Source organism: Vibrio sp. HM8-C (assembly GCF_058630515.1).
This window is the reverse complement of record NZ_JBMMKS010000017.1, coordinates 15,223-32,149: the sequence shown is the minus strand read 5'-3', so window position 1 is coordinate 32,149 and position 16,927 is coordinate 15,223. Positions and strand designations below refer to the sequence as shown.

General features: G+C 45.0%; 32 protein-coding genes. 2 read left to right on the top strand and 30 right to left on the bottom strand.

The features are described 5' to 3' along the window. Positions 1-12: 12 nt before the first annotated feature. Positions 13-576 (bottom strand): LysM-like peptidoglycan-binding domain-containing protein, encoded by a 564-nt coding sequence (locus ACOSVQ_RS17270; RefSeq protein ID WP_491983698.1) that lies wholly within the window; start codon positions 574-576, stop codon positions 13-15. 232 nt (positions 577-808) lie between these two features. Between ACOSVQ_RS17270 and bamJ the strand changes: the two genes are divergently transcribed. Next, positions 809-1,429, top strand: a complete 621-nt coding sequence (bamJ, locus tag ACOSVQ_RS17265; protein WP_491983697.1) for a BamJ family beta-barrel-assembly machinery protein — start codon at positions 809-811, stop codon at positions 1,427-1,429. Positions 1,430-1,528: 99 nt separating this feature from the next. Then, complete coding sequence (locus ACOSVQ_RS17260; RefSeq protein ID WP_491983696.1) at positions 1,529-2,008, top strand: DUF2780 domain-containing protein; 480 nt, start codon at positions 1,529-1,531, stop codon at positions 2,006-2,008. A gap of 93 nt (positions 2,009-2,101) precedes the next feature. On the opposite strand, the gene rplQ is transcribed toward ACOSVQ_RS17260, so the two are convergent. The 29 genes from rplQ to rlmB form a co-directional block, all read right to left on the bottom strand. Continuing rightward, a complete protein-coding gene (rplQ, locus tag ACOSVQ_RS17255) occupies positions 2,102-2,482 on the bottom strand; it encodes a 50S ribosomal protein L17 (protein WP_491983695.1) in 381 nt (126 codons plus the stop codon). A gap of 26 nt (positions 2,483-2,508) precedes the next feature. Continuing rightward, a complete protein-coding gene (locus ACOSVQ_RS17250) occupies positions 2,509-3,501 on the bottom strand; it encodes a DNA-directed RNA polymerase subunit alpha (protein WP_102941158.1) in 993 nt (330 codons plus the stop codon). A gap of 24 nt (positions 3,502-3,525) precedes the next feature. Continuing rightward, on the bottom strand, positions 3,526-4,146 hold the full coding sequence (gene rpsD / locus ACOSVQ_RS17245; RefSeq protein ID WP_042485224.1) for a 30S ribosomal protein S4: 621 nt from the start codon (positions 4,144-4,146) through the stop codon (positions 3,526-3,528). A gap of 27 nt (positions 4,147-4,173) precedes the next feature. Then, positions 4,174-4,563 (bottom strand): 30S ribosomal protein S11, encoded by a 390-nt coding sequence (rpsK, locus tag ACOSVQ_RS17240; RefSeq protein ID WP_001118870.1) that lies wholly within the window; start codon positions 4,561-4,563, stop codon positions 4,174-4,176. An 18-nt stretch (positions 4,564-4,581) separates the two neighbouring features. Continuing rightward, complete coding sequence (gene rpsM, locus ACOSVQ_RS17235) at positions 4,582-4,938, bottom strand: 30S ribosomal protein S13 (RefSeq protein WP_005450559.1); 357 nt, start codon at positions 4,936-4,938, stop codon at positions 4,582-4,584. Positions 4,939-5,086: 148 nt separating this feature from the next. After that, a complete protein-coding gene (gene rpmJ, locus ACOSVQ_RS17230; protein ID WP_000868186.1) occupies positions 5,087-5,200 on the bottom strand; it encodes a 50S ribosomal protein L36 in 114 nt (37 codons plus the stop codon). A 43-nt stretch (positions 5,201-5,243) separates the two neighbouring features. Further along, on the bottom strand, positions 5,244-6,578 hold the full coding sequence (gene secY, locus ACOSVQ_RS17225) for a preprotein translocase subunit SecY (RefSeq protein ID WP_491983694.1): 1,335 nt from the start codon (positions 6,576-6,578) through the stop codon (positions 5,244-5,246). A gap of 20 nt (positions 6,579-6,598) precedes the next feature. Then, positions 6,599-7,033: a 50S ribosomal protein L15 gene (gene rplO / locus ACOSVQ_RS17220; protein ID WP_102941159.1), complete on the bottom strand. Its 435-nt coding sequence runs from the start codon at positions 7,031-7,033 to the stop codon at positions 6,599-6,601. A gap of 5 nt (positions 7,034-7,038) precedes the next feature. Further along, complete coding sequence (rpmD, locus tag ACOSVQ_RS17215; protein ID WP_000201159.1) at positions 7,039-7,215, bottom strand: 50S ribosomal protein L30; 177 nt, start codon at positions 7,213-7,215, stop codon at positions 7,039-7,041. Positions 7,216-7,222: 7 nt separating this feature from the next. Further along, positions 7,223-7,726: a 30S ribosomal protein S5 gene (rpsE, locus tag ACOSVQ_RS17210; protein ID WP_165310149.1), complete on the bottom strand. Its 504-nt coding sequence runs from the start codon at positions 7,724-7,726 to the stop codon at positions 7,223-7,225. A 14-nt stretch (positions 7,727-7,740) separates the two neighbouring features. Then, the gene (gene rplR, locus ACOSVQ_RS17205) at positions 7,741-8,094 is read right to left on the bottom strand and encodes a 50S ribosomal protein L18 (RefSeq protein ID WP_165310148.1); all 354 of its coding nucleotides are present in this window, start codon (positions 8,092-8,094) and stop codon (positions 7,741-7,743) included. A 9-nt stretch (positions 8,095-8,103) separates the two neighbouring features. Next, positions 8,104-8,637, bottom strand: coding sequence for a 50S ribosomal protein L6 (rplF, locus tag ACOSVQ_RS17200; protein ID WP_165310147.1), 534 nt, complete (start codon positions 8,635-8,637; stop codon positions 8,104-8,106). Between the two features lie 14 nt (positions 8,638-8,651). Beyond that, on the bottom strand, positions 8,652-9,044 hold the full coding sequence (gene rpsH, locus ACOSVQ_RS17195) for a 30S ribosomal protein S8 (protein ID WP_102941161.1): 393 nt from the start codon (positions 9,042-9,044) through the stop codon (positions 8,652-8,654). 29 nt (positions 9,045-9,073) lie between these two features. Further along, positions 9,074-9,379 carry a 30S ribosomal protein S14 gene (gene rpsN, locus ACOSVQ_RS17190; RefSeq protein ID WP_165310145.1) on the bottom strand — a complete coding sequence of 102 codons (306 nt, stop codon included), beginning with the start codon at positions 9,377-9,379 and terminating at the stop codon, positions 9,074-9,076. Between the two features lie 17 nt (positions 9,380-9,396). After that, positions 9,397-9,936 carry a 50S ribosomal protein L5 gene (gene rplE, locus ACOSVQ_RS17185; RefSeq protein WP_042485207.1) on the bottom strand — a complete coding sequence of 180 codons (540 nt, stop codon included), beginning with the start codon at positions 9,934-9,936 and terminating at the stop codon, positions 9,397-9,399. 24 nt (positions 9,937-9,960) lie between these two features. After that, positions 9,961-10,278: a 50S ribosomal protein L24 gene (rplX, locus tag ACOSVQ_RS17180; protein WP_042485205.1), complete on the bottom strand. Its 318-nt coding sequence runs from the start codon at positions 10,276-10,278 to the stop codon at positions 9,961-9,963. A gap of 13 nt (positions 10,279-10,291) precedes the next feature. Beyond that, positions 10,292-10,663 carry a 50S ribosomal protein L14 gene (gene rplN, locus ACOSVQ_RS17175; protein ID WP_042485201.1) on the bottom strand — a complete coding sequence of 124 codons (372 nt, stop codon included), beginning with the start codon at positions 10,661-10,663 and terminating at the stop codon, positions 10,292-10,294. A 160-nt stretch (positions 10,664-10,823) separates the two neighbouring features. Further along, positions 10,824-11,078 carry a 30S ribosomal protein S17 gene (rpsQ, locus tag ACOSVQ_RS17170; RefSeq protein ID WP_102941163.1) on the bottom strand — a complete coding sequence of 85 codons (255 nt, stop codon included), beginning with the start codon at positions 11,076-11,078 and terminating at the stop codon, positions 10,824-10,826. Next, on the bottom strand, positions 11,078-11,269 hold the full coding sequence (gene rpmC, locus ACOSVQ_RS17165; RefSeq protein WP_042485196.1) for a 50S ribosomal protein L29: 192 nt from the start codon (positions 11,267-11,269) through the stop codon (positions 11,078-11,080). Before rpmC ends, rpsQ begins: the two co-directional genes overlap by 1 nt. Beyond that, entirely contained in the window at positions 11,269-11,679 is a 411-nt protein-coding gene (gene rplP / locus ACOSVQ_RS17160; protein ID WP_165310143.1) for a 50S ribosomal protein L16, read from the bottom strand. The genes rpmC and rplP overlap by 1 nt, the downstream gene beginning before the upstream one ends. 11 nt (positions 11,680-11,690) lie before the next feature. Continuing rightward, positions 11,691-12,392 carry a 30S ribosomal protein S3 gene (rpsC, locus tag ACOSVQ_RS17155; protein WP_042485192.1) on the bottom strand — a complete coding sequence of 234 codons (702 nt, stop codon included), beginning with the start codon at positions 12,390-12,392 and terminating at the stop codon, positions 11,691-11,693. 19 nt (positions 12,393-12,411) lie between these two features. After that, positions 12,412-12,744 carry a 50S ribosomal protein L22 gene (gene rplV, locus ACOSVQ_RS17150; RefSeq protein ID WP_042485189.1) on the bottom strand — a complete coding sequence of 111 codons (333 nt, stop codon included), beginning with the start codon at positions 12,742-12,744 and terminating at the stop codon, positions 12,412-12,414. 10 nt (positions 12,745-12,754) lie between these two features. Continuing rightward, entirely contained in the window at positions 12,755-13,033 is a 279-nt protein-coding gene (gene rpsS, locus ACOSVQ_RS17145; protein ID WP_042485188.1) for a 30S ribosomal protein S19, read from the bottom strand. A gap of 20 nt (positions 13,034-13,053) precedes the next feature. Further along, positions 13,054-13,878 carry a 50S ribosomal protein L2 gene (gene rplB / locus ACOSVQ_RS17140; protein WP_102941164.1) on the bottom strand — a complete coding sequence of 275 codons (825 nt, stop codon included), beginning with the start codon at positions 13,876-13,878 and terminating at the stop codon, positions 13,054-13,056. A gap of 16 nt (positions 13,879-13,894) precedes the next feature. Beyond that, complete coding sequence (gene rplW, locus ACOSVQ_RS17135; RefSeq protein WP_165310141.1) at positions 13,895-14,197, bottom strand: 50S ribosomal protein L23; 303 nt, start codon at positions 14,195-14,197, stop codon at positions 13,895-13,897. After that, on the bottom strand, positions 14,194-14,796 hold the full coding sequence (gene rplD / locus ACOSVQ_RS17130) for a 50S ribosomal protein L4 (RefSeq protein WP_102941165.1): 603 nt from the start codon (positions 14,794-14,796) through the stop codon (positions 14,194-14,196). Before rplD ends, rplW begins: the two co-directional genes overlap by 4 nt. Positions 14,797-14,812: 16 nt before the next feature. Continuing rightward, positions 14,813-15,442 (bottom strand): 50S ribosomal protein L3, encoded by a 630-nt coding sequence (rplC, locus tag ACOSVQ_RS17125; protein WP_165310140.1) that lies wholly within the window; start codon positions 15,440-15,442, stop codon positions 14,813-14,815. A gap of 14 nt (positions 15,443-15,456) precedes the next feature. Further along, positions 15,457-15,768 (bottom strand): 30S ribosomal protein S10, encoded by a 312-nt coding sequence (gene rpsJ / locus ACOSVQ_RS17120; protein ID WP_001181007.1) that lies wholly within the window; start codon positions 15,766-15,768, stop codon positions 15,457-15,459. A gap of 412 nt (positions 15,769-16,180) precedes the next feature. Beyond that, positions 16,181-16,924: a 23S rRNA (guanosine(2251)-2'-O)-methyltransferase RlmB gene (rlmB, locus tag ACOSVQ_RS17115; protein WP_491983693.1), complete on the bottom strand. Its 744-nt coding sequence runs from the start codon at positions 16,922-16,924 to the stop codon at positions 16,181-16,183. Positions 16,925-16,927: the final 3 nt, after the last annotated feature.

Sequence of the window (16,927 nt, the reverse complement as noted above, 5' to 3'; positions counted from 1 at the left end):
CTGGCATTAATATCATTTGCTTCGACCAAATCCACCTTCAGAGAGTTTGAAGAACATCACTGACTGGCCATTGCGCTCAAGTTGCAAAATATCCAAATTGCCATCCTCAGCGAGTTTAAAACGAATCAACTGGCCTTGTTGGATATGGCTCAGTGGCTTATCTGTACCTTCGATTTTAACCAGAGAATTTAAATCACTCATTGGAAGTTCGTTTACACGAAAAACCTGAGAGAGTGTATCACCTTTCTGAACAATGTACTCACGCCACGCATTTGATTCTAGAGGTGAGCTGCTTGATGCTTTTTGCTCACTCAGCCCACGAGTATTAATATCCAGCTCCACACGTTTATTAACGGGTTCTGCAGATCTTGAGCTAGAGCTTTCAGGAAATGGAATGATACTGATAGCAAGCACCACAGGGATTAATACCATTAGTGCTCTCTGATGAAACTTCGGTAATCGCATCCAAAACTGCTTTACATCTTCAAGATAAGCCTGCCAATCGATAGCCTTCCACTTATCCTGAGCCAATGCGATGTAATCTGTCTGCTGTTTTTTCTTATGTCGACGGTTCATTTTTATCCGTTCCTTTACTTCGTAGCCTCAGTATAAAAACTCAAGAGCCATGAGTATAGAGTTTCCCCCTGTTATCTAGTAAAGCTTTACACAATATTGAAGATTTTTCGCTGGGATCTGCGCTCAGTCACACCTTATCGTGTTAATTAAACGAATTCAGTTCGGGCGTTTCATCGATTGCTCGAAACTGGTATCCTTTGGACTTTGTTTTATCTTAGAAAGAGTGACATTTATGTCTGAAGTGAAATTTGAAACCGTTGAGCAAAAAGCTAGCTACGGTATCGGTCTACAAATGGGCCAGCAACTAGCAGGTAGTGGCCTTGAAGGTCTTAACGTTGACGCTATTGCTGCGGGTATTGCAACAGCGCTAGTTGGCGATATGCCAGCAATCGAAGTAGACGAAATCAACAAAGCTCTACAAGCAATGCACACTCGTGCAGAAGAAGCACGTCAAGAAGCAGCTAAAGTAGCAGCTGCAGAAGGCGAAACGTTCCTTCAAGATAATGCTCTACGTTCAGAAGTAACAGTTCTAGACTCTGGTCTACAATACGAAGTTATCACTGAAGGTACTGGTGAAATCCCTTCTGCTGACAAATCAGTGCGTGTTCACTACCACGGTGAACTAGTAGACGGCACTGTATTCGATAGCTCTGTTTCTCGCGGTCAGCCAGCTGAATTCCCTGTGACAGGTGTAATTAAAGGTTGGGTTGAAGCACTACAAATGATGCCTGTTGGCTCGAAATGGAAACTGTACATCCCACATAACCTTGCTTACGGCGAACGTGGTGCTGGCGCAGCGATTCCTCCATTCGCAGCTCTAGTATTCGAAGTAGAACTACTAGCAATTCTATAATCGAAATTTTCGCGAATAACGATATTTAAAGCGACGCCCAGCGTCGCTTTTTTTATCTAGACTTACAATATTCCATCTTAGTCAGCCAAAGGAAGCATAATGAAAAAATCCCTCATCCTCGCTGTAGTTGCTGCCAACATTTTTGCAGCCCCAAGCTACGCGTTCTTAGGTAAACTTACTGAAAGCAATGACCTATCAAGTATGGTCAGCAGTACATTATCGCAAACGGAGTCAAACTCAGCGTTACTAACTCAAATTACTAGCCAATTACCGGTATCAAATACTCAAGCAGCTGGCGGAGTGGGTAGTTTATTAGCATTGGCTCAAAACCAACTTTCTGATTCCAATAGCTCGGAGTTAGAATCTCTGTTACCAGGACTAGATCAGTTAACTAGCCTAAATGGTACAAGTAGCAAGTTATCAAACATCGCCGATATTGAAGCTGTAAACAAAGTCTTCAACAAGCTTGGACTTGATTCGAGTATGGTCTCTCAGTTTGCACCATTGGTTCTTCAGTATTTAACAGGACAAGGTGCATCTTCAGACTTAGTGAGTTCACTAAGTTCAATTTGGCAATAACAAACCGAACAAAGTAAAAAATCCCTTTTACGGGATTTTCAGATACAAAAAAGCCGAGCTTACGCTCGGCTTCTTGTTTAGCGAACTTACTGATTACTCAGCAGCAGCTTCAGTTTCTGGGCGATCAACAAGCTCAATGTAAGCCATTGGAGCTTTATCACCAGCACGGAAGCCAGCTTTTAGGATACGAGTGTAACCGCCCTGACGAGCAGAAAAACGTGGACCTAGTTCGTTAAATAATTTTGCTACAACTTCGTTATCACGAGTGCGAGCAAATGCAAGACGACGGTTAGCAACGCTGTCAGTCTTAGCTAGTGTAATCAAAGGCTCAACTACGCGACGTAGCTCTTTTGCTTTTGGCAATGTAGTCTTGATAACTTCATGACGTACAAGAGAGCTAGCCATATTGCTGAACATCGCTTTACGATGTGAGCTGTTGCGGTTGAGTTGACGACCACTCTTACGATGGCGCATGACCTAATCCTTCTAACTATTATCGATTAATCTTCAGCGATAGACGCTGGCGGCCAGTTTTCTAGGCGCATGCCAAGAGAAAGGCCACGTGATGCAAGCACGTCTTTAATCTCTGTAAGAGATTTTTTACCAAGGTTAGGCGTTTTAAGTAGCTCAACCTCAGTGCGCTGTACTAGATCACCGATGTAGTGAATCGCTTCTGCTTTCAGACAGTTAGCAGAGCGAACTGTTAGTTCAAGATCGTCTACAGGACGGAGTAGGATCGGATCGAATTCCGGCTTCTCTTCTTTCTCCTCAGGTACACGTACATCACGTAGATCTACGAACGCATCCAATTGTTCAGCAAGAATAGTTGCTGCACGACGGATTGCTTCCTCAGGTTCTAAAGTTCCGTTTGTTTCCATATCGATAACAAGCTTGTCTAAGTCAGTGCGTTGTTCAACACGAGCTGCATCAACCGAGTAAGCAATTTTGTCTACTGGGCTGAAAGTCGCATCTACAAGCAAACGACCGATTGGACGCTCATCTTCTTCAGTATGGATACGGGCTGAAGCTGGAACATAACCGCGACCACGTTCTACTTTGATGCGCATAGCGATCTCAGCATTGCTATCTGTTAGATGGCAAATAACGTGTTCTGGGTTAGCGATCTCTACATCACCATCATGGGTGATGTCACCTGCAACCACAGGGCCCGAGCCTGATTTGTTTAGTGTAATGAACACTTCATCTTTGCCTTCGGCAACGCGAACAGCCAAACCTTTAAGGTTTAGTAGGATTTCAAGAATATCTTCCTGAACGCCTTCTTTAGTGCTGTACTCATGAAGTACGCCTTCAATCTCAACTTCTGTTACGGCACAACCCGGCATAGAAGATAGTAGAATACGGCGAAGTGCATTACCAAGAGTATGGCCGAAACCACGCTCTAATGGCTCAAGAGTTACTTTTGCGTGTGTCGTGCTGATCTGTTCGATGTCAACAAGACGTGGCTTAAGAAATTCTGTTACAGAACCCTGCATTGTGTCCTCTCTTTAGTTTAAACCTTACTTAGAGTAAAGCTCGACGATCAATTGTTCGTTGATGTCAGCTGATAGATCAGAACGTTCAGGCAAACGCTTGAAAGTACCTTCCATCTTGCTCGCATCTACTTCAATCCAAGTTGGTTTTTCGCGTTGTTCTGCAACTTCTAGAGCAGCAGCAATACGTGATTGCTTTTTAGCTTTTTCACGGATAGTAACAACGTCGTTAGCCGCAACATTGAAAGAAGGAACGTTTACAACTTTACCGTTAACTAGGATAGCTTTGTGGCTAACTAGTTGACGTGCTTCTGCGCGAGTTGCACCAAAGCCCATACGGTAAACTACGTTATCAAGACGACCTTCTAGAAGCTGAAGTAGGTTTTCACCAGTGTTGCCTTTTAGGCGTGCAGCTTCTTTGTAGTAGTTACGGAATTGTTTTTCTAGTACGCCGTAGATACGACGAACTTTTTGCTTCTCACGAAGCTGAACGCCGTACTCAGATAGACGACCGCGACGAGCGCCGTGTACACCTGGTGCGTTCTCAATTTTACACTTGGTATCGATCGCGCGAACACCAGACTTAAGGAATAAGTCAGTGCCTTCACGACGGCTAAGCTTTAGCTTAGGACCCAAATATCTTGCCATGATCTTTCTCCAGTATTCTAAAAAACGTTATACGCGACGTTTCTTAGGTGGACGACAACCGTTATGAGGGATTGGTGTAGCATCAACGATGTTTGTGATGCGGAAACCAGCAGCGTTCAGTGCGCGAACAGTAGATTCACGACCTGGACCTGGACCCTTAACCATAACTTCTAGGTTCTTTAGGCCGTATTCTTTAGCCATTTCAGCACAACGCTCAGCAGCAACCTGTGCAGCGAACGGAGTAGACTTACGAGAACCGCGGAAACCTGAACCACCTGCAGTAGCCCAAGCTAAAGCATTACCTTGACGGTCAGTAATGGTTACGATTGTGTTATTGAAAGATGCATGAATGTGCGCTACGCCATCAGCAACTTGCTTGCGTACGCGCTTACGTGCGCGAGTTGGTTGTTTAGCCATTGTACTTACCCTTCCCGATTATTTCTTGATCGGCTTACGCGGACCCTTACGGGTGCGAGCGTTGGTTTTAGTACGCTGTCCACGTAGTGGTAGACTGCGACGATGACGAAGACCACGGTAACAACCAAGGTCCATTAGACGCTTGATGTTCATGGAAACTTCACGACGTAGATCACCCTCTACAGTGTATTTAGCTACACCATCACGCAGTTGATCGATCTGCTCTTCAGTTAGTTCACTGATCTTAACATCTTCAGCAATACCCACTTCAGCTAGGATAGCTTGAGAGCGAGTTTTACCGATACCGTAGATCGCTGTTAGGGCGATTACAGCATGTTTCTGATCAGGAATGTTAATGCCTGCTATACGGGCCACTATGCACTCCTAGTACTCTATATAAAGAATTATCCGCAACAAAGCCCGTAGAGGATACGTTGCGGCATACTACTTCTTTTGCACGCAAAAGGTAGGCCGAGGAATATACTCGACCAACCTTTAATTTTCAAGTAAAAATTTCTGCTAATTAGCCTTGGCGCTGTTTGTGCTTTGGCTCACTGCAAATCACGCGAACGACACCGTTACGCTTGATAACTTTACAGTTACGGCAGATTTTTTTAACGGAAGCACGAACTTTCATTGCTAAACTCCGTAAATCTGACCTGAAGGTTAGTATAGTCGAATTATCGACCGTAGCCTTTCAGGTTCGCTTTTTTCAACACAGACTCATATTGATTAGACATCATATGCGTCTGAACCTGTGCCATAAAGTCCATGATTACAACAACTACGATAAGTAGTGATGTACCGCCGAAATAGAAACGTACGTTCCATGCGACCATCATGAACTCAGGGATCAGACAGATAAAGGTAATATACAACGCACCAGCTAGGGTTAAACGTGTCATTACTTTATCGATATATTTCGCTGTCTGTTCTCCTGGGCGGATACCGGGTACGAATGCACCTGACTTCTTCAAGTTATCTGCTGTTTCACGTGGGTTAAATACCAACGCTGTGTAGAAGAAACAGAAGAATATAATCGCTGCTGCATAAAGCATTACATACAGAGGTTGACCTGGGCTAAGAGCCAAAGACACATCAGTTAACCAACCGAATGTGCTGCTCTCACCGTTCTGACCGAACCACTGAGCCAATGTTCCTGGGAACAGGATAATACTTGATGCAAAAATCGCAGGTATTACACCAGCCATGTTAATTTTCAATGGCAAGTGAGTGCTTTGCGCTGCAAAAACTTTACGACCTTGTTGACGCTTCGCATAGTTAACGACGATTCGACGTTGACCACGCTCCATGAAAACAACGAAGTAAATAACAGCAAAAGCAACTACCGCAATCAACAACAGAAGAAGTACATGCAGTTCACCTTGACGCGCTTGCTCGATAGTATGTCCGATTGCTGAAGGCAATCCAGCAACAATACCTGCAAAGATAAGTAACGAAATACCGTTACCAATTCCGCGCTCTGTAATTTGTTCACCTAACCACATTAAGAACATGGTACCAGTTACTAAACTCACGGTAGCAATTAGGGTAAACATGGTTTGGTCGATAACGACCAGATTGTTGACCATGTTTGGTAGACCTGTTGCGATACCAATAGCTTGGAATGTTGCAAGTACAAGCGTGCCATAACGCGTATATTGGCTAATCTTACGACGGCCTGCTTCACCCTCTTTCTTGAGTTCCGCTAACGCTGGATGAACTACTGTAAGCAATTGAACAACAATAGATGCCGAAATATACGGCATGATGCCCAATGCAAAGATAGATGCACGCGAAAGAGCACCACCGGAGAACATGTTAAACATTTCAACGATGGTACCTTTTTGCTGTTCGAACAAATCGGCAAGTACAGTTGCGTCAATACCAGGAATCGGCACAAAAGAGCCCGCTCGGAATACTAAAAGTGCACCAATTACGAATAATAAGCGCGACTTTAACTCACCCAAGCCGCCCTGAGCACTACGAAAATCTTGTCCTGGTTTCTTAGCCATCTGTACCTCAATCCTCGAGATTACGCCTCGATTTTACCGCCTGCAGCTTCGATTGCAGCTTGCGCGCCTTTAGTAACACGCAGACCTTTTACAGTCACTGCCTTGCTGATCTCGCCAGAAAGAACAACTTTAACAAACTCGATGTTCTTTGTAACAACGTTTGCAGCTTTCAAGCTGTTTAGATCAACCACGTCACCAGTTACTTTCGCTAGCTCAGCTAGACGAACTTCAGCAGACACTAGGCTCTTACGAGAAGTGAAACCGAATTTTGGTAGACGTTGTTTCAATGGCATCTGACCGCCTTCGAAACCTGGACGAACTTTACCGCCTGAACGCGACTTTTGACCTTTATGGCCACGGCCACCAGTTTTACCTAGGCCTGAACCAATACCACGGCCAACGCGCTTCTTAGAAGGCTTTGAACCCGCAGCTGGTGCTAGAGTATTCAAAAACATTATGATTACTCCTCAACTTTAACCATGTAGTAAACCTTGTTGATCATACCGCGTACACACGGAGTATCTTCAAGTTCTACTGTATGGTTGATTTTACGAAGGCCTAAACCGCGCAAAGTAGCTTTGTGCTTAGGTAGGCGACCAATTGAGCTTTTAGTTTGAGTTACTTTAATAGTTGCCATCGTGTTCTTACTCCGAAATAGATTCAACAGTTAGACCACGTTTAGCAGCAACCATTTCTGGTGACTTAACGCTAGCTAATGCATCGATCGTTGCACGAACGATGTTGATAGGGTTCGTTGAACCGTATGCTTTAGATAGTACGTTGTGTACACCTGCAACTTCTAGTACTGCACGCATCGCACCACCTGCGATAACACCAGTACCAACTGCTGCTGGCTGCATGTAAACTTTAGAGCCCGAGTGACGACCTTTCACCGGATGGTGAAGAGTGCCTTCGTTAAGCGCGATCGTAGTCATGTTACGACGTGCTTTTTCCATTGCTTTTTGAATCGCTGCAGGTACTTCACGAGCTTTGCCGTAACCGAAACCTACACGACCATTACCGTCACCAACTACTGTTAGTGCAGTGAAGCTCATGATTCGACCACCTTTAACCGTTTTAGAAACACGGTTAACAGCGATTAATTTTTCTTGCAAATCATTCGCTTGAACTTGTTGTTCTTTAGCCATCTTCCAACCCTACCTTAGAATTTCAGACCAGCTTCGCGAGCAGATTCTGCTAGCGCCGCTACTCGACCGTGGTATTGGAAACCAGAACGATCAAATGCAACTGCAGTTACGCCTTTAGCAAGCGCACGCTCAGCAACAGCTTTACCAACTGCTTTAGCTGCATCAACGTTACCAGTGTATTTAACTTGCTCACGGATCGCTTTTTCTACAGTAGATGCTGCTGCGATAACCTCAGAGCCATTAGCTGCAATCACTTGTGCATACACGTGACGAGGAGTACGGTGTACTACTAGGCGAGTTGCACCCAGTTCTGCGATCTTACGACGTGCACGTGTAGCACGACGGATGCGAGATGCTTTCTTATCCATAGTGTTACCTTACTTCTTCTTAGCTTCTTTACTACGCACATTTTCATCTGCGTAACGAATACCTTTACCTTTATAAGGCTCAGGCGCGCGGTAAGAACGAATGTCAGCCGCAACTTGACCAACTACTTGCTTATCGCAACCAGTTAGAACAATTTCAGTTTGGCTTGGACATTCGGCTTTAATACCCTCTGGCAACTCGTGCTCAACAGGGTGAGAGAAGCCTAGCGTTAGAGCTACAGCGTTGCCTTTCATAGCAGCACGGTAACCAACACCCTTAAGAGTTAGCTTCTTAGTAAAGCCTACAGTAACACCAACAACCATGTTGTTTACTAGTGCACGAGCAGTACCTGCTTGTGCCCAAGCATTAACGACACCTTCTTTAGGGCCGAATGTTAGGTTGTTTTCTACTTGAGCGATCACAACTGCATCGTTAAGAACGCGAGTTAATTCACCCTTTGCGCCCTTTACAGTGATCTCTTGACCGTTCAATTTCACCTCTACGCCAGCTGGAATAGCGACAGGTGCTTTAGCAACACGAGACATGTTCTACTCCTTAATTATGCTACGTAGCAAAGGATTTCGCCGCCTAGACCTGCTTTACGAGCAGCACGGTCAGACATAAGACCCTTTGACGTTGAAACAACAGCAATACCAAGACCACCCATTACAGAAGGTAGTTCGCCTTTCTTCTTGTAAACACGAAGACCAGGACGTGAAACACGTTTGATTTGCTCAATTACTGGTTTAGCTTGGAAATACTTAAGAGTGATTTCTAGCTCAGGTTTTGCTCCGCCTTCAACAGCGAAGTCTGCGATGTAACCTTCAGCTTTAAGTAGTGCAGCAATTGCAACTTTAAGCTTTGAAGAAGGCATTGTTACAGCAACTTTATTTGCTGCCTGACCGTTACGAACACGGGTCAGCATATCCGAAATCGGATCTTGCATGCTCATAGTCTTTACTCCAAATGATTAAGTGGCAATTACCAGCTAGCCTTACGAAGTCCAGGAATCTCGCCTTTCATGCAAGCTTCACGAACTTTGATACGGCTTAGACCGAATTTACGTAGGTAACCGTGTGGACGACCAGTTTGGTTGCAACGGTTGCGCTGACGAGATGCACTTGAATCACGTGGAAGAGTTTGCAGTTTAAGAACCGCATTCCAACGATCTTCTTCAGATGCGTTTACATCGCTGATAGTCGCTTTTAGCGCTGCACGCTTTTCAGCGTATTGTGCTACAAGCTTTGCACGCTTTACTTCGCGCGCTTTCATTGAATTTTTAGCCATAACAGTAACCCGTCACCTTACTTGCGGAATGGGAAGTTAAAGGCAGCCAGCAGAGCTCGGCCTTCCTCATCGGTAGCAGCAGACGTCGTGATAGTGATATCAAGACCGCGTACTCGATCGACTTTATCGTAGTCGATTTCCGGGAAGATGATTTGCTCGCGAACGCCCATGCTGTAGTTACCGCGACCGTCAAAAGACTTAGCGCTAACACCACGGAAATCTCGTACACGTGGAAGAGCGATAGAAATCAAACGCTCAAGAAAATCCCACATGCGCTCGCCACGCAAGGTTACTTTACAACCAATTGGGTAGCCTTCACGAATTTTGAAGCCTGCAACAGATTTACGCGCTTTAGTGATAAGTGGCTTTTGACCAGAGATCGTTGCCATATCAGATGCTGCGTTTTCTAGCAGTTTCTTATCGTTGATTGCTTCACCAACGCCCATATTGAGGGTGATTTTCTCAATTCTAGGGACTTGCATGACGCTTGTGTAACTGAACTGTTTGGTCAGATCAGCGACTACAGACGACTTGTAGTAATCATGCAGTTTCGCCATAGTAGAACTCCAAATTACTTCTAATTAGTTAGAAACGATTTCGTTGTTAGATTTAAAGAAACGAACTTTCTTACCATCTTCGAAACGGAAACCGATACGGTCAGCTTTACCAGTAGCTGCGTTGAAGATTGCCACGTTAGAAACGTCGATCGCTGCTTCTTGCTCTACAACACCGCCTTGGATGCCTAGTGCAGGAACAGGTTTCTGGTGTTTCTTAACAAGGTTGATACCTTCTACGATAACTTTACCAGTTGCTAGAACCTTAGTTACTTTACCTTTCTTGCCTTTATCTTTACCAGCAAGAACGATTACTTCGTCATTACGACGGATTTTAGCTGCCATCTTTACGTGCTCCTTACAGAACTTCTGGAGCCAGTGAGACAATCTTCATGAATTTCGCAGTACGAAGTTCACGTGTCACTGGACCAAAGATACGTGTACCGATAGGTTGCTCACTGTTGTTGTTTAACAGTACGCAAGCATTACGGTCGAAGCGAATGACAGAACCGTCTGGACGACGAACGCCTTTACGGGTGCGAACTACCACCGCCTTCAGTACATCACCTTTCTTAACTTTACCGCGTGGAATTGCTTCCTTAACAGTAACTTTAATGATGTCGCCAACGTGGGCGTAACGACGGTGAGAGCCACCCAGAACCTTAATACACATTACGCTGCGAGCGCCTGAGTTATCAGCTGCGTCCAGCATACTTTGCATTTGGATCATGTTAGTGCTCCGCTAAATATTAAAAACTAGACCCATCACGGGTCGGGCTGCCTCTTTAAAGGGACGCGAATTGTACCACCCTTTTTTTATATTGGGTAGTCAAAAAATAAACGGCCCCAAAAATATTTTTGGAGCCGTTTATTCAGTCAGAAAAAACTAATTAAATCTTAGCTTTCTCTAGAACTTTTACCAAAGTCCAAGACTTAGTCTTAGACAGTGGACGACACTCTTTGATTTCAACTAAGTCGCCTAGGCCACATTCGTTGTTCTCATCATGTGCGTGTACTTTAGTCGTGCGCTTAACGAATTTACCGTAGATTGGGTGCTTTACGAAACGCTCGATAGCAACAGTGATAGACTTGTCCATCTTGTCGCTAGTAACACGACCTTGTTGGGTACGAATTTTGTCGCTCATTATGCGCCTGCCTTCTCAGTCAAAACAGTTTTCACACGTGCGATATCACGGCGGACAGCTTTTAGAGTATGAGTTTGCTGTAGCTGACCAGTTGCAGCTTGCATGCGCAAGTTGAACTGCTCTTTCAGCAATGCTAATAGCTCAGTATTAAGCTCTTCAACGCTCTTTTCGCGTAGATCTTGTGCTTTCATCACATCACCTGCTTAGTTACAAATGTAGTCTTGAATGGCAGTTTACGTGCCGCTAGGCGGAACGCTTCACGAGCCAATTCTTCAGGTACACCATCAACTTCGTACATAACCTTACCAGGTTGGATTTGGGCTACCCAGTACTCAACGTTACCTTTACCCTTACCTTGACGAACTTCTAGCGGTTTTTCTGTGATTGGTTTGTCTGGGAACACACGGATCCAGATTTTACCTTGACGCTTAATGTGACGTGTCATCGCACGACGTGCCGCTTCGATTTGACGAGCAGTTAGACGACCACGGCCTACAGCTTTCAAACCAAAAGAACCAAAGCTAACTTCAGTACCTTTTGCTAGACCACGGTTACGACCAGTATGCATCTTACGGAACTTAGTACGTTTAGGTTGTAGCATCTGTCGACTCCTTACTTACGGCCTTTACGCGGTTTCTTCGCAGGCTTGTCAGCCTTAGGCTCAACAGCGTTTGCAGCTGGCATACCACCAAGGATTTCGCCCTTGAAGATCCAAACTTTAACGCCGATTACACCGTATGTGGTGTGAGCTGAAGAAGTTGCGTAATCAATGTCAGCACGTAGAGTGTGTAGAGGCACACGGCCTTCACGGTACCACTCAGAACGTGCAATTTCAGCACCGCCTAGACGGCCACTTACTTCCACTTTGATACCTTTAGCGCCTAGACGCATAGCGTTTTGTACTGCGCGCTTCATAGCACGACGGAACATAACGCGACGCTCTAGTTGAGACGCGATGCTATCAGCCACTAATTGACCGTCTAGCTCAGGCTTACGTACTTCAGCGATGTTGATTTGCGCTGGTACACCTGCAATTTTAGCTACAGCTGTGCGTAGCTTCTCAACGTCTTCACCTTTCTTACCGATAACAACGCCTGGACGAGCAGTGTGAATAGTCACACGGATGCTCTTAGCAGGACGCTCGATAACGATGCGTGAAAGAGACGCTTTTGACAGTTCTTTAGTTAGGAACTGACGTACCTTGAAGTCGCCGTCTAGGTTGTCAGCGAAATCTTTGGTATTAGCAAACCATGTAGCATTCCAAGGCTTAACGATGCCTAGACGAATACCATTAGGATGTACTTTTTGACCCATTGCTTACTCTCCTAGTCTCTTAGCGATCTGCGACAACCACAGTAATGTGGCTTGAACGCTTCAAGATACGATCCGCACGGCCTTTAGCACGAGGCATAATACGCTTCATGACAGGGCCCTCATCTACGAAGATTTTAGCGACACGTAGATCGTCAATGTCAGCACCTTCGTTGTGTTCCGCGTTAGCGATTGCTGACTCAAGAACTTTCTTAACTAGCTCAGCAGCTTTTTTGTTGCTGAATGTTAGAAGTTCTAGAGCTTGGTCAACTTTCTTACCGCGAATTTGATCTGCAACTAAGCGAGCTTTCTGAGGCGAAATGCGAGCAAAGTTATGTTTAGCTAATGCTTCCATTATTTACTCCTTAACGCTTCTTAGCTTTCTTATCCACGACATGGCCGCGGTAAGTGCGAGTTGGTGCAAATTCACCAAGTTTGTGACCGATCATCTCGTCAGTTACGAAAACTGGAACGTGTTGACGACCATTATGGACAGCGATGGTCAAACCGATCATTGTAGGAATGATCATTGAACGACGGGACCAAGTCTTAATAGGCTTTTTGTCTCCGCTTTCCACCGCTTTCTCTACCTTCTTCAGCAAGTGTAGGTCAATAAATGGACCTTTCTTGAGAGAACGTGGCATGGCTTATCCTCTTAAATAGATTACTTATTGCGACGACGTACGATGTACTTGTCAGTGCGTTTGTTGCTACGAGTCTTGTAGCCTTTAGTTGGCATACCCCAAGGAGAAACTGGGTGACGACCACCAGACGTACGGCCTTCACCACCACCATGTGGGTGGTCAACCGGGTTCATTACCACACCGCGAACGGTAGGACGAACACCACGCCAACGGCTTGCACCAGCTTTACCTAATTCACGTAGCATGTGCTCTGCGTTGCCTACTTCACCGATTGTTGCACGGCCTTCAGACAATACTTTGCGCATCTCGCCAGAACGTAGACGGATAGTTACGTATGCACCGTCGCGAGCAACGATTTGAGCATATGCACCAGCCGAACGAGCTAGCTGACCACCTTTACCAGGTTTTAGTTCAACGTTGTGTACAGTTGAACCAACTGGGATGTTACGCATTGGCATTGCGTTACCAGCTTTGATTGGCGCATCAACGCCAGACTGGATAGCATCACCAGCTTGAACACCTTTAGGTGCTAGGATGTAACGACGCTCACCGTCTGCGTACAGAACTAGAGCGATGTTTGCGCTACGGTTTGGATCGTATTCAAGACGCTCAACTTTCGCTGGGATACCATCTTTAGTACGTTTAAAGTCAATCAGACGGTAGTGTTGTTTGTGACCACCACCGATGTGACGTACTGTGATACGACCGTTGTTGTTACGACCACCGTTCTTAGAGTTTTTCTCTAGAAGTGGCGCGTAAGGCTTACCTTTGTATAGGTCAGCATTAACAACTTTAACAACGTGACGGCGACCAGCCGAAGTCGGCTTACATTTAACAATAGCCATTTTTCAACTACTCCTGTTATTCCGCGCCGCCAACAAAGTCAAGATCTTGACCTTCGTTAAGAGTAACGTACGCTTTTTTCACGTCTGAACGACGGCCTTGGCGAACCCCTTGACGCTTGGTCTTACCCTTAGTGATAAGAGTATTTACAGACTTAACTTCAACTTCAAATAGCTTTTCTACAGCTGCTTTGATCTCTTTCTTAGTTGCATCCATTGATACTTTGAAAACGATAGTGTTCGCTTTCTCAGCAGCCATAGTTGCTTTTTCAGAGATGTGCGGTGCACGTAGAACTTTTAGTAGACGCTCTTCACGGATCATGCCAGCATCTCCTCAACTTGCTTAACTGCATCAGCAGTCATTAGAACCTTGTCAAATGCGATTAGGCTAACTGGGTCGATACCAGTAACGTCACGCACGTCAACTTTGTATAGGTTACGCGCAGCTAAGAATAGATTCTCGTCTACTTCACCAGTAACGATTAGAACATCGTTAAGTTCAAGTTCTTTCAGCTTAGCTGTTAGTTCTTTAGTTTTTGGTGCATCTACTGAGAAGCTTTCAACAACGATTAAACGCTCTTGACGAACTAGCTCAGAGAAAATGCTCTTCATAGCACCACGGTACATTTTTTTGTTTACTTTTTGGCTGTGATCTTGTGGTTTCGCAGCAAAAGTAACGCCACCTGTACGCCATAGTGGACTACGGATAGTACCAGCACGCGCACGGCCAGTACCTTTTTGACGCCATGGCTTAGCGCCACCGCCAGAAACTTCTGAACGTGTTTTTTGAGCACGAGTACCTTGACGAGCACCTGCTGCGTACGCAACAACTACTTGGTGTACAAGAGCTTCGTTGAACTCACGTCCGAAAGTAGTTTCGGAAACAGTTAGTGCGTTAGCACCTTTAACCATCAATTCCATTACTTACTCCTAGACGTTATGCTTTAACTGCTGGTTTGACGATAACATTACCGCCAATTGAGCCAGGGACTGCGCCTTTGATAAGAAGCAGATTGCGCTCAGCATCAACACGTACGATCTCAAGGTTTTGAGTCGTTACACGCTCTGCACCCATGTGACCAGACATTTTTTTGCCTTTAAACACGCGACCTGGAGTCTGACATTGACCGATAGAACCAGGAGCACGGTGAGACAAAGAGTTACCGTGAGTCATATCTTGAGTACGGAAATTCCAGCGCTTAACAGTGCCTTGGAAACCTTTACCTTTAGATGTACCAGTAACGTCTACTTTTTTGATTTCGTTGAAAAGTTCAACAGTTAGTTCAGCACCAACTTCAAACTCTTCGCCGCTTTCTAAGCGGAATTCCCAAAGACCACGACCAGCTTCTACACCAGCTTTCGCAAAGTGACCAGCTTCTGGTTTTGATACGCGGCTAGCTTTCTTAGCACCAGCAGTTACTTGGATAGCTGTGTAACCATCGTTCTCAAGAGTTTTAACTTGAGCAACACGGTTCGCTTCAACTTCCACAACTGTTACTGGGATAGAAACGCCTTCTTCGGTAAATACGCGGGTCATACCCACTTTACGTCCGACTAGACCAATCATTCTTCTAATCTCCCTTAACCTAGGCTGATTTGAACATCAACACCAGCAGCAAGGTCTAGACGCATTAGAGCATCTACAGTCTTGTCAGTTGGTTCAACGATGTCGATCAGACGCTTGTGAGTACGGATTTCGTACTGGTCACGTGCATCTTTGTTTACGTGTGGAGAGATAAGAACAGTGAAACGCTCTTTACGAGTAGGTAGTGGGATAGGACCACGAACCTGCGCGCCGGTACGCTTAGCTGTTTCAACGATTTCCGCTGTAGAAGCGTCGATTAGTTTGTAATCGAATGCTTTTAGGCGGATACGGATGCGTTGGTTCTGCATGAGACAGAGCTCCAATAATTAAAAATTACACAAACAATATCGCCACTCAAACTCGTTAAAACGAGAGAATGCCGATTGATTTATGTGAAACCGTAGTACCCAAATCGGGCACATTGTCAGCTAATAGGTGATTAACCTCAGTTATCTAAATTAGATAACTATGAGCTAAATTTTAATTAACTGCGAACATAAGCTGAGTATACATTACCTAACAAACCCTAAGACTTGTTAGCTCCTCGCTGCTCATTGGTTCACAACTGGCTTAACCAGTGCGCTGCATTATACAGATCACAGTTTCACATGCAAGCGCTGTTTGAAAAATAAACGAACAAATTTTAACCAAACAAGAGAAAGGATAAATAAAAGAAAAGAGAGTCAGCATCTAACATTGACTCTCTTTATAGATAAGGAATTATTTTGCACTAATACGCTGACGGACAGCTTCAAATAGACAAATACCCGAAGCTACAGATACGTTCAGACTTGATACAGAACCAGCCATTGGAATCTTGATTAAGTCATCGCAAGTTTCACGAGTCAGACGTCGCATACCATCGCCCTCAGCGCCCATCACAATCGCTAGTGGACCAGTGAGTTTGCTTTGGTAGATGTCATGTGTTGCTTCACCAGCAGTGCCAACAAACCACACACCCTTTTCTTGCATTGCACGCATAGTACGAGCAAGGTTAGTTACACGAACTAACGGTACAGTTTCTGCTGCGCCACATGCTACTTTGCTTACTGTAGCAGTCAATGGCGCTGATTTGTCCTTTGGTACAATAACCGCAGCCACACCAGCGGCATCTGCATTACGCAAGCACGCACCTAAGTTATGAGGGTCAGTTACACCATCCAGTACTAAAAATAGTGGTTGTTCTGTTTGGTCGACAATCAGCTCTAAGTCATGCTCGTTAAGCTGTCTTGCTGGTTTTACCTTAGCAATGACACCTTGGTGATTAGCACCTTGCGCTTTGTCATCAAGAACTTTTCGGTTCATTTCTTGAATTGAAACGCCCAAGCGTGCAAGTTCATTGAGAACAGGTAGTAGTCGGTCGTCTTGACGACCTTTCAGTACATAAGCTTCCACAAAGCGAGCAGGATCTCGCTCTAACACAGCTTTTACTGCGTGGATGCCATAAATTAATTCGTTACTCATGAG

Bases quoted from the DNA above. Each gene is read 5' to 3' on its own strand.
- rpsH (WP_102941161.1), bottom strand. From the start codon at position 9,044: ATGAGCATGCAAGATCCGATTTCGGATATGCTGACCCGTGTTCGTAAC.
- rpmD (WP_000201159.1), bottom strand. From the start codon at position 7,215: ATGGCAACTATTAAAGTAACTCAAACTAAAAGCTCAATTGGTCGCCTA.
- secY (WP_491983694.1), bottom strand. From the start codon at position 6,578: ATGGCTAAGAAACCAGGACAAGATTTTCGTAGTGCTCAGGGCGGCTTG.
- rplQ (WP_491983695.1), bottom strand. From the start codon at position 2,482: ATGCGCCATCGTAAGAGTGGTCGTCAACTCAACCGCAACAGCTCACAT.
- ACOSVQ_RS17250 (WP_102941158.1), bottom strand. From the start codon at position 3,501: ATGCAGGGTTCTGTAACAGAATTTCTTAAGCCACGTCTTGTTGACATC.
- rplO (WP_102941159.1), bottom strand. From the start codon at position 7,033: ATGTTTTTGAATACTCTAGCACCAGCTGCGGGTTCAAAGCCTTCTAAG.
- rplR (WP_165310148.1), bottom strand. From the start codon at position 8,094: ATGGATAAGAAAGCATCTCGCATCCGTCGTGCTACACGTGCACGTCGT.
- bamJ (WP_491983697.1), top strand. From the start codon at position 809: ATGTCTGAAGTGAAATTTGAAACCGTTGAGCAAAAAGCTAGCTACGGT.
- rplX (WP_042485205.1), bottom strand. From the start codon at position 10,278: ATGGCAGCTAAAATCCGTCGTAATGACGAAGTAATCGTTCTTGCTGGT.
- rpsC (WP_042485192.1), bottom strand. From the start codon at position 12,392: ATGGGTCAAAAAGTACATCCTAATGGTATTCGTCTAGGCATCGTTAAG.
- rpsQ (WP_102941163.1), bottom strand. From the start codon at position 11,078: ATGAGCGACAAAATTCGTACCCAACAAGGTCGTGTTACTAGCGACAAG.
- rpsE (WP_165310149.1), bottom strand. From the start codon at position 7,726: ATGGCTAAAGAACAACAAGTTCAAGCGAATGATTTGCAAGAAAAATTA.
- ACOSVQ_RS17270 (WP_491983698.1), bottom strand. From the start codon at position 576: ATGAACCGTCGACATAAGAAAAAACAGCAGACAGATTACATCGCATTG.
- rplN (WP_042485201.1), bottom strand. From the start codon at position 10,663: ATGATCCAAATGCAAAGTATGCTGGACGCAGCTGATAACTCAGGCGCT.
- rplC (WP_165310140.1), bottom strand. From the start codon at position 15,442: ATGATTGGTCTAGTCGGACGTAAAGTGGGTATGACCCGCGTATTTACC.
- rplW (WP_165310141.1), bottom strand. From the start codon at position 14,197: ATGATCCGTGAAGAGCGTCTACTAAAAGTTCTACGTGCACCGCACATC.
- rpsJ (WP_001181007.1), bottom strand. From the start codon at position 15,768: ATGCAGAACCAACGCATCCGTATCCGCCTAAAAGCATTCGATTACAAA.
- rplV (WP_042485189.1), bottom strand. From the start codon at position 12,744: ATGGAAGCATTAGCTAAACATAACTTTGCTCGCATTTCGCCTCAGAAA.
- rpmJ (WP_000868186.1), bottom strand. From the start codon at position 5,200: ATGAAAGTTCGTGCTTCCGTTAAAAAAATCTGCCGTAACTGTAAAGTT.
- rpsS (WP_042485188.1), bottom strand. From the start codon at position 13,033: ATGCCACGTTCTCTCAAGAAAGGTCCATTTATTGACCTACACTTGCTG.
- rplD (WP_102941165.1), bottom strand. From the start codon at position 14,796: ATGGAATTGATGGTTAAAGGTGCTAACGCACTAACTGTTTCCGAAACT.
- rpmC (WP_042485196.1), bottom strand. From the start codon at position 11,269: ATGAAAGCACAAGATCTACGCGAAAAGAGCGTTGAAGAGCTTAATACT.
- rplE (WP_042485207.1), bottom strand. From the start codon at position 9,936: ATGGCGAAACTGCATGATTACTACAAGTCGTCTGTAGTCGCTGATCTG.
- rpsN (WP_165310145.1), bottom strand. From the start codon at position 9,379: ATGGCTAAAAATTCAATGAAAGCGCGCGAAGTAAAGCGTGCAAAGCTT.
- rlmB (WP_491983693.1), bottom strand. From the start codon at position 16,924: ATGAGTAACGAATTAATTTATGGCATCCACGCAGTAAAAGCTGTGTTA.
- rpsK (WP_001118870.1), bottom strand. From the start codon at position 4,563: ATGGCTAAACAACCAACTCGCGCACGTAAGCGCGTACGCAAGCAAGTT.
- ACOSVQ_RS17260 (WP_491983696.1), top strand. From the start codon at position 1,529: ATGAAAAAATCCCTCATCCTCGCTGTAGTTGCTGCCAACATTTTTGCA.
- rplF (WP_165310147.1), bottom strand. From the start codon at position 8,637: ATGTCTCGTGTTGCTAAAGCACCTGTCGCTATTCCAGCTGGCGTAGAG.
- rplB (WP_102941164.1), bottom strand. From the start codon at position 13,878: ATGGCTATTGTTAAATGTAAGCCGACTTCGGCTGGTCGCCGTCACGTT.
- rpsD (WP_042485224.1), bottom strand. From the start codon at position 4,146: ATGGCAAGATATTTGGGTCCTAAGCTAAAGCTTAGCCGTCGTGAAGGC.
- rplP (WP_165310143.1), bottom strand. From the start codon at position 11,679: ATGCTACAACCTAAACGTACTAAGTTCCGTAAGATGCATACTGGTCGT.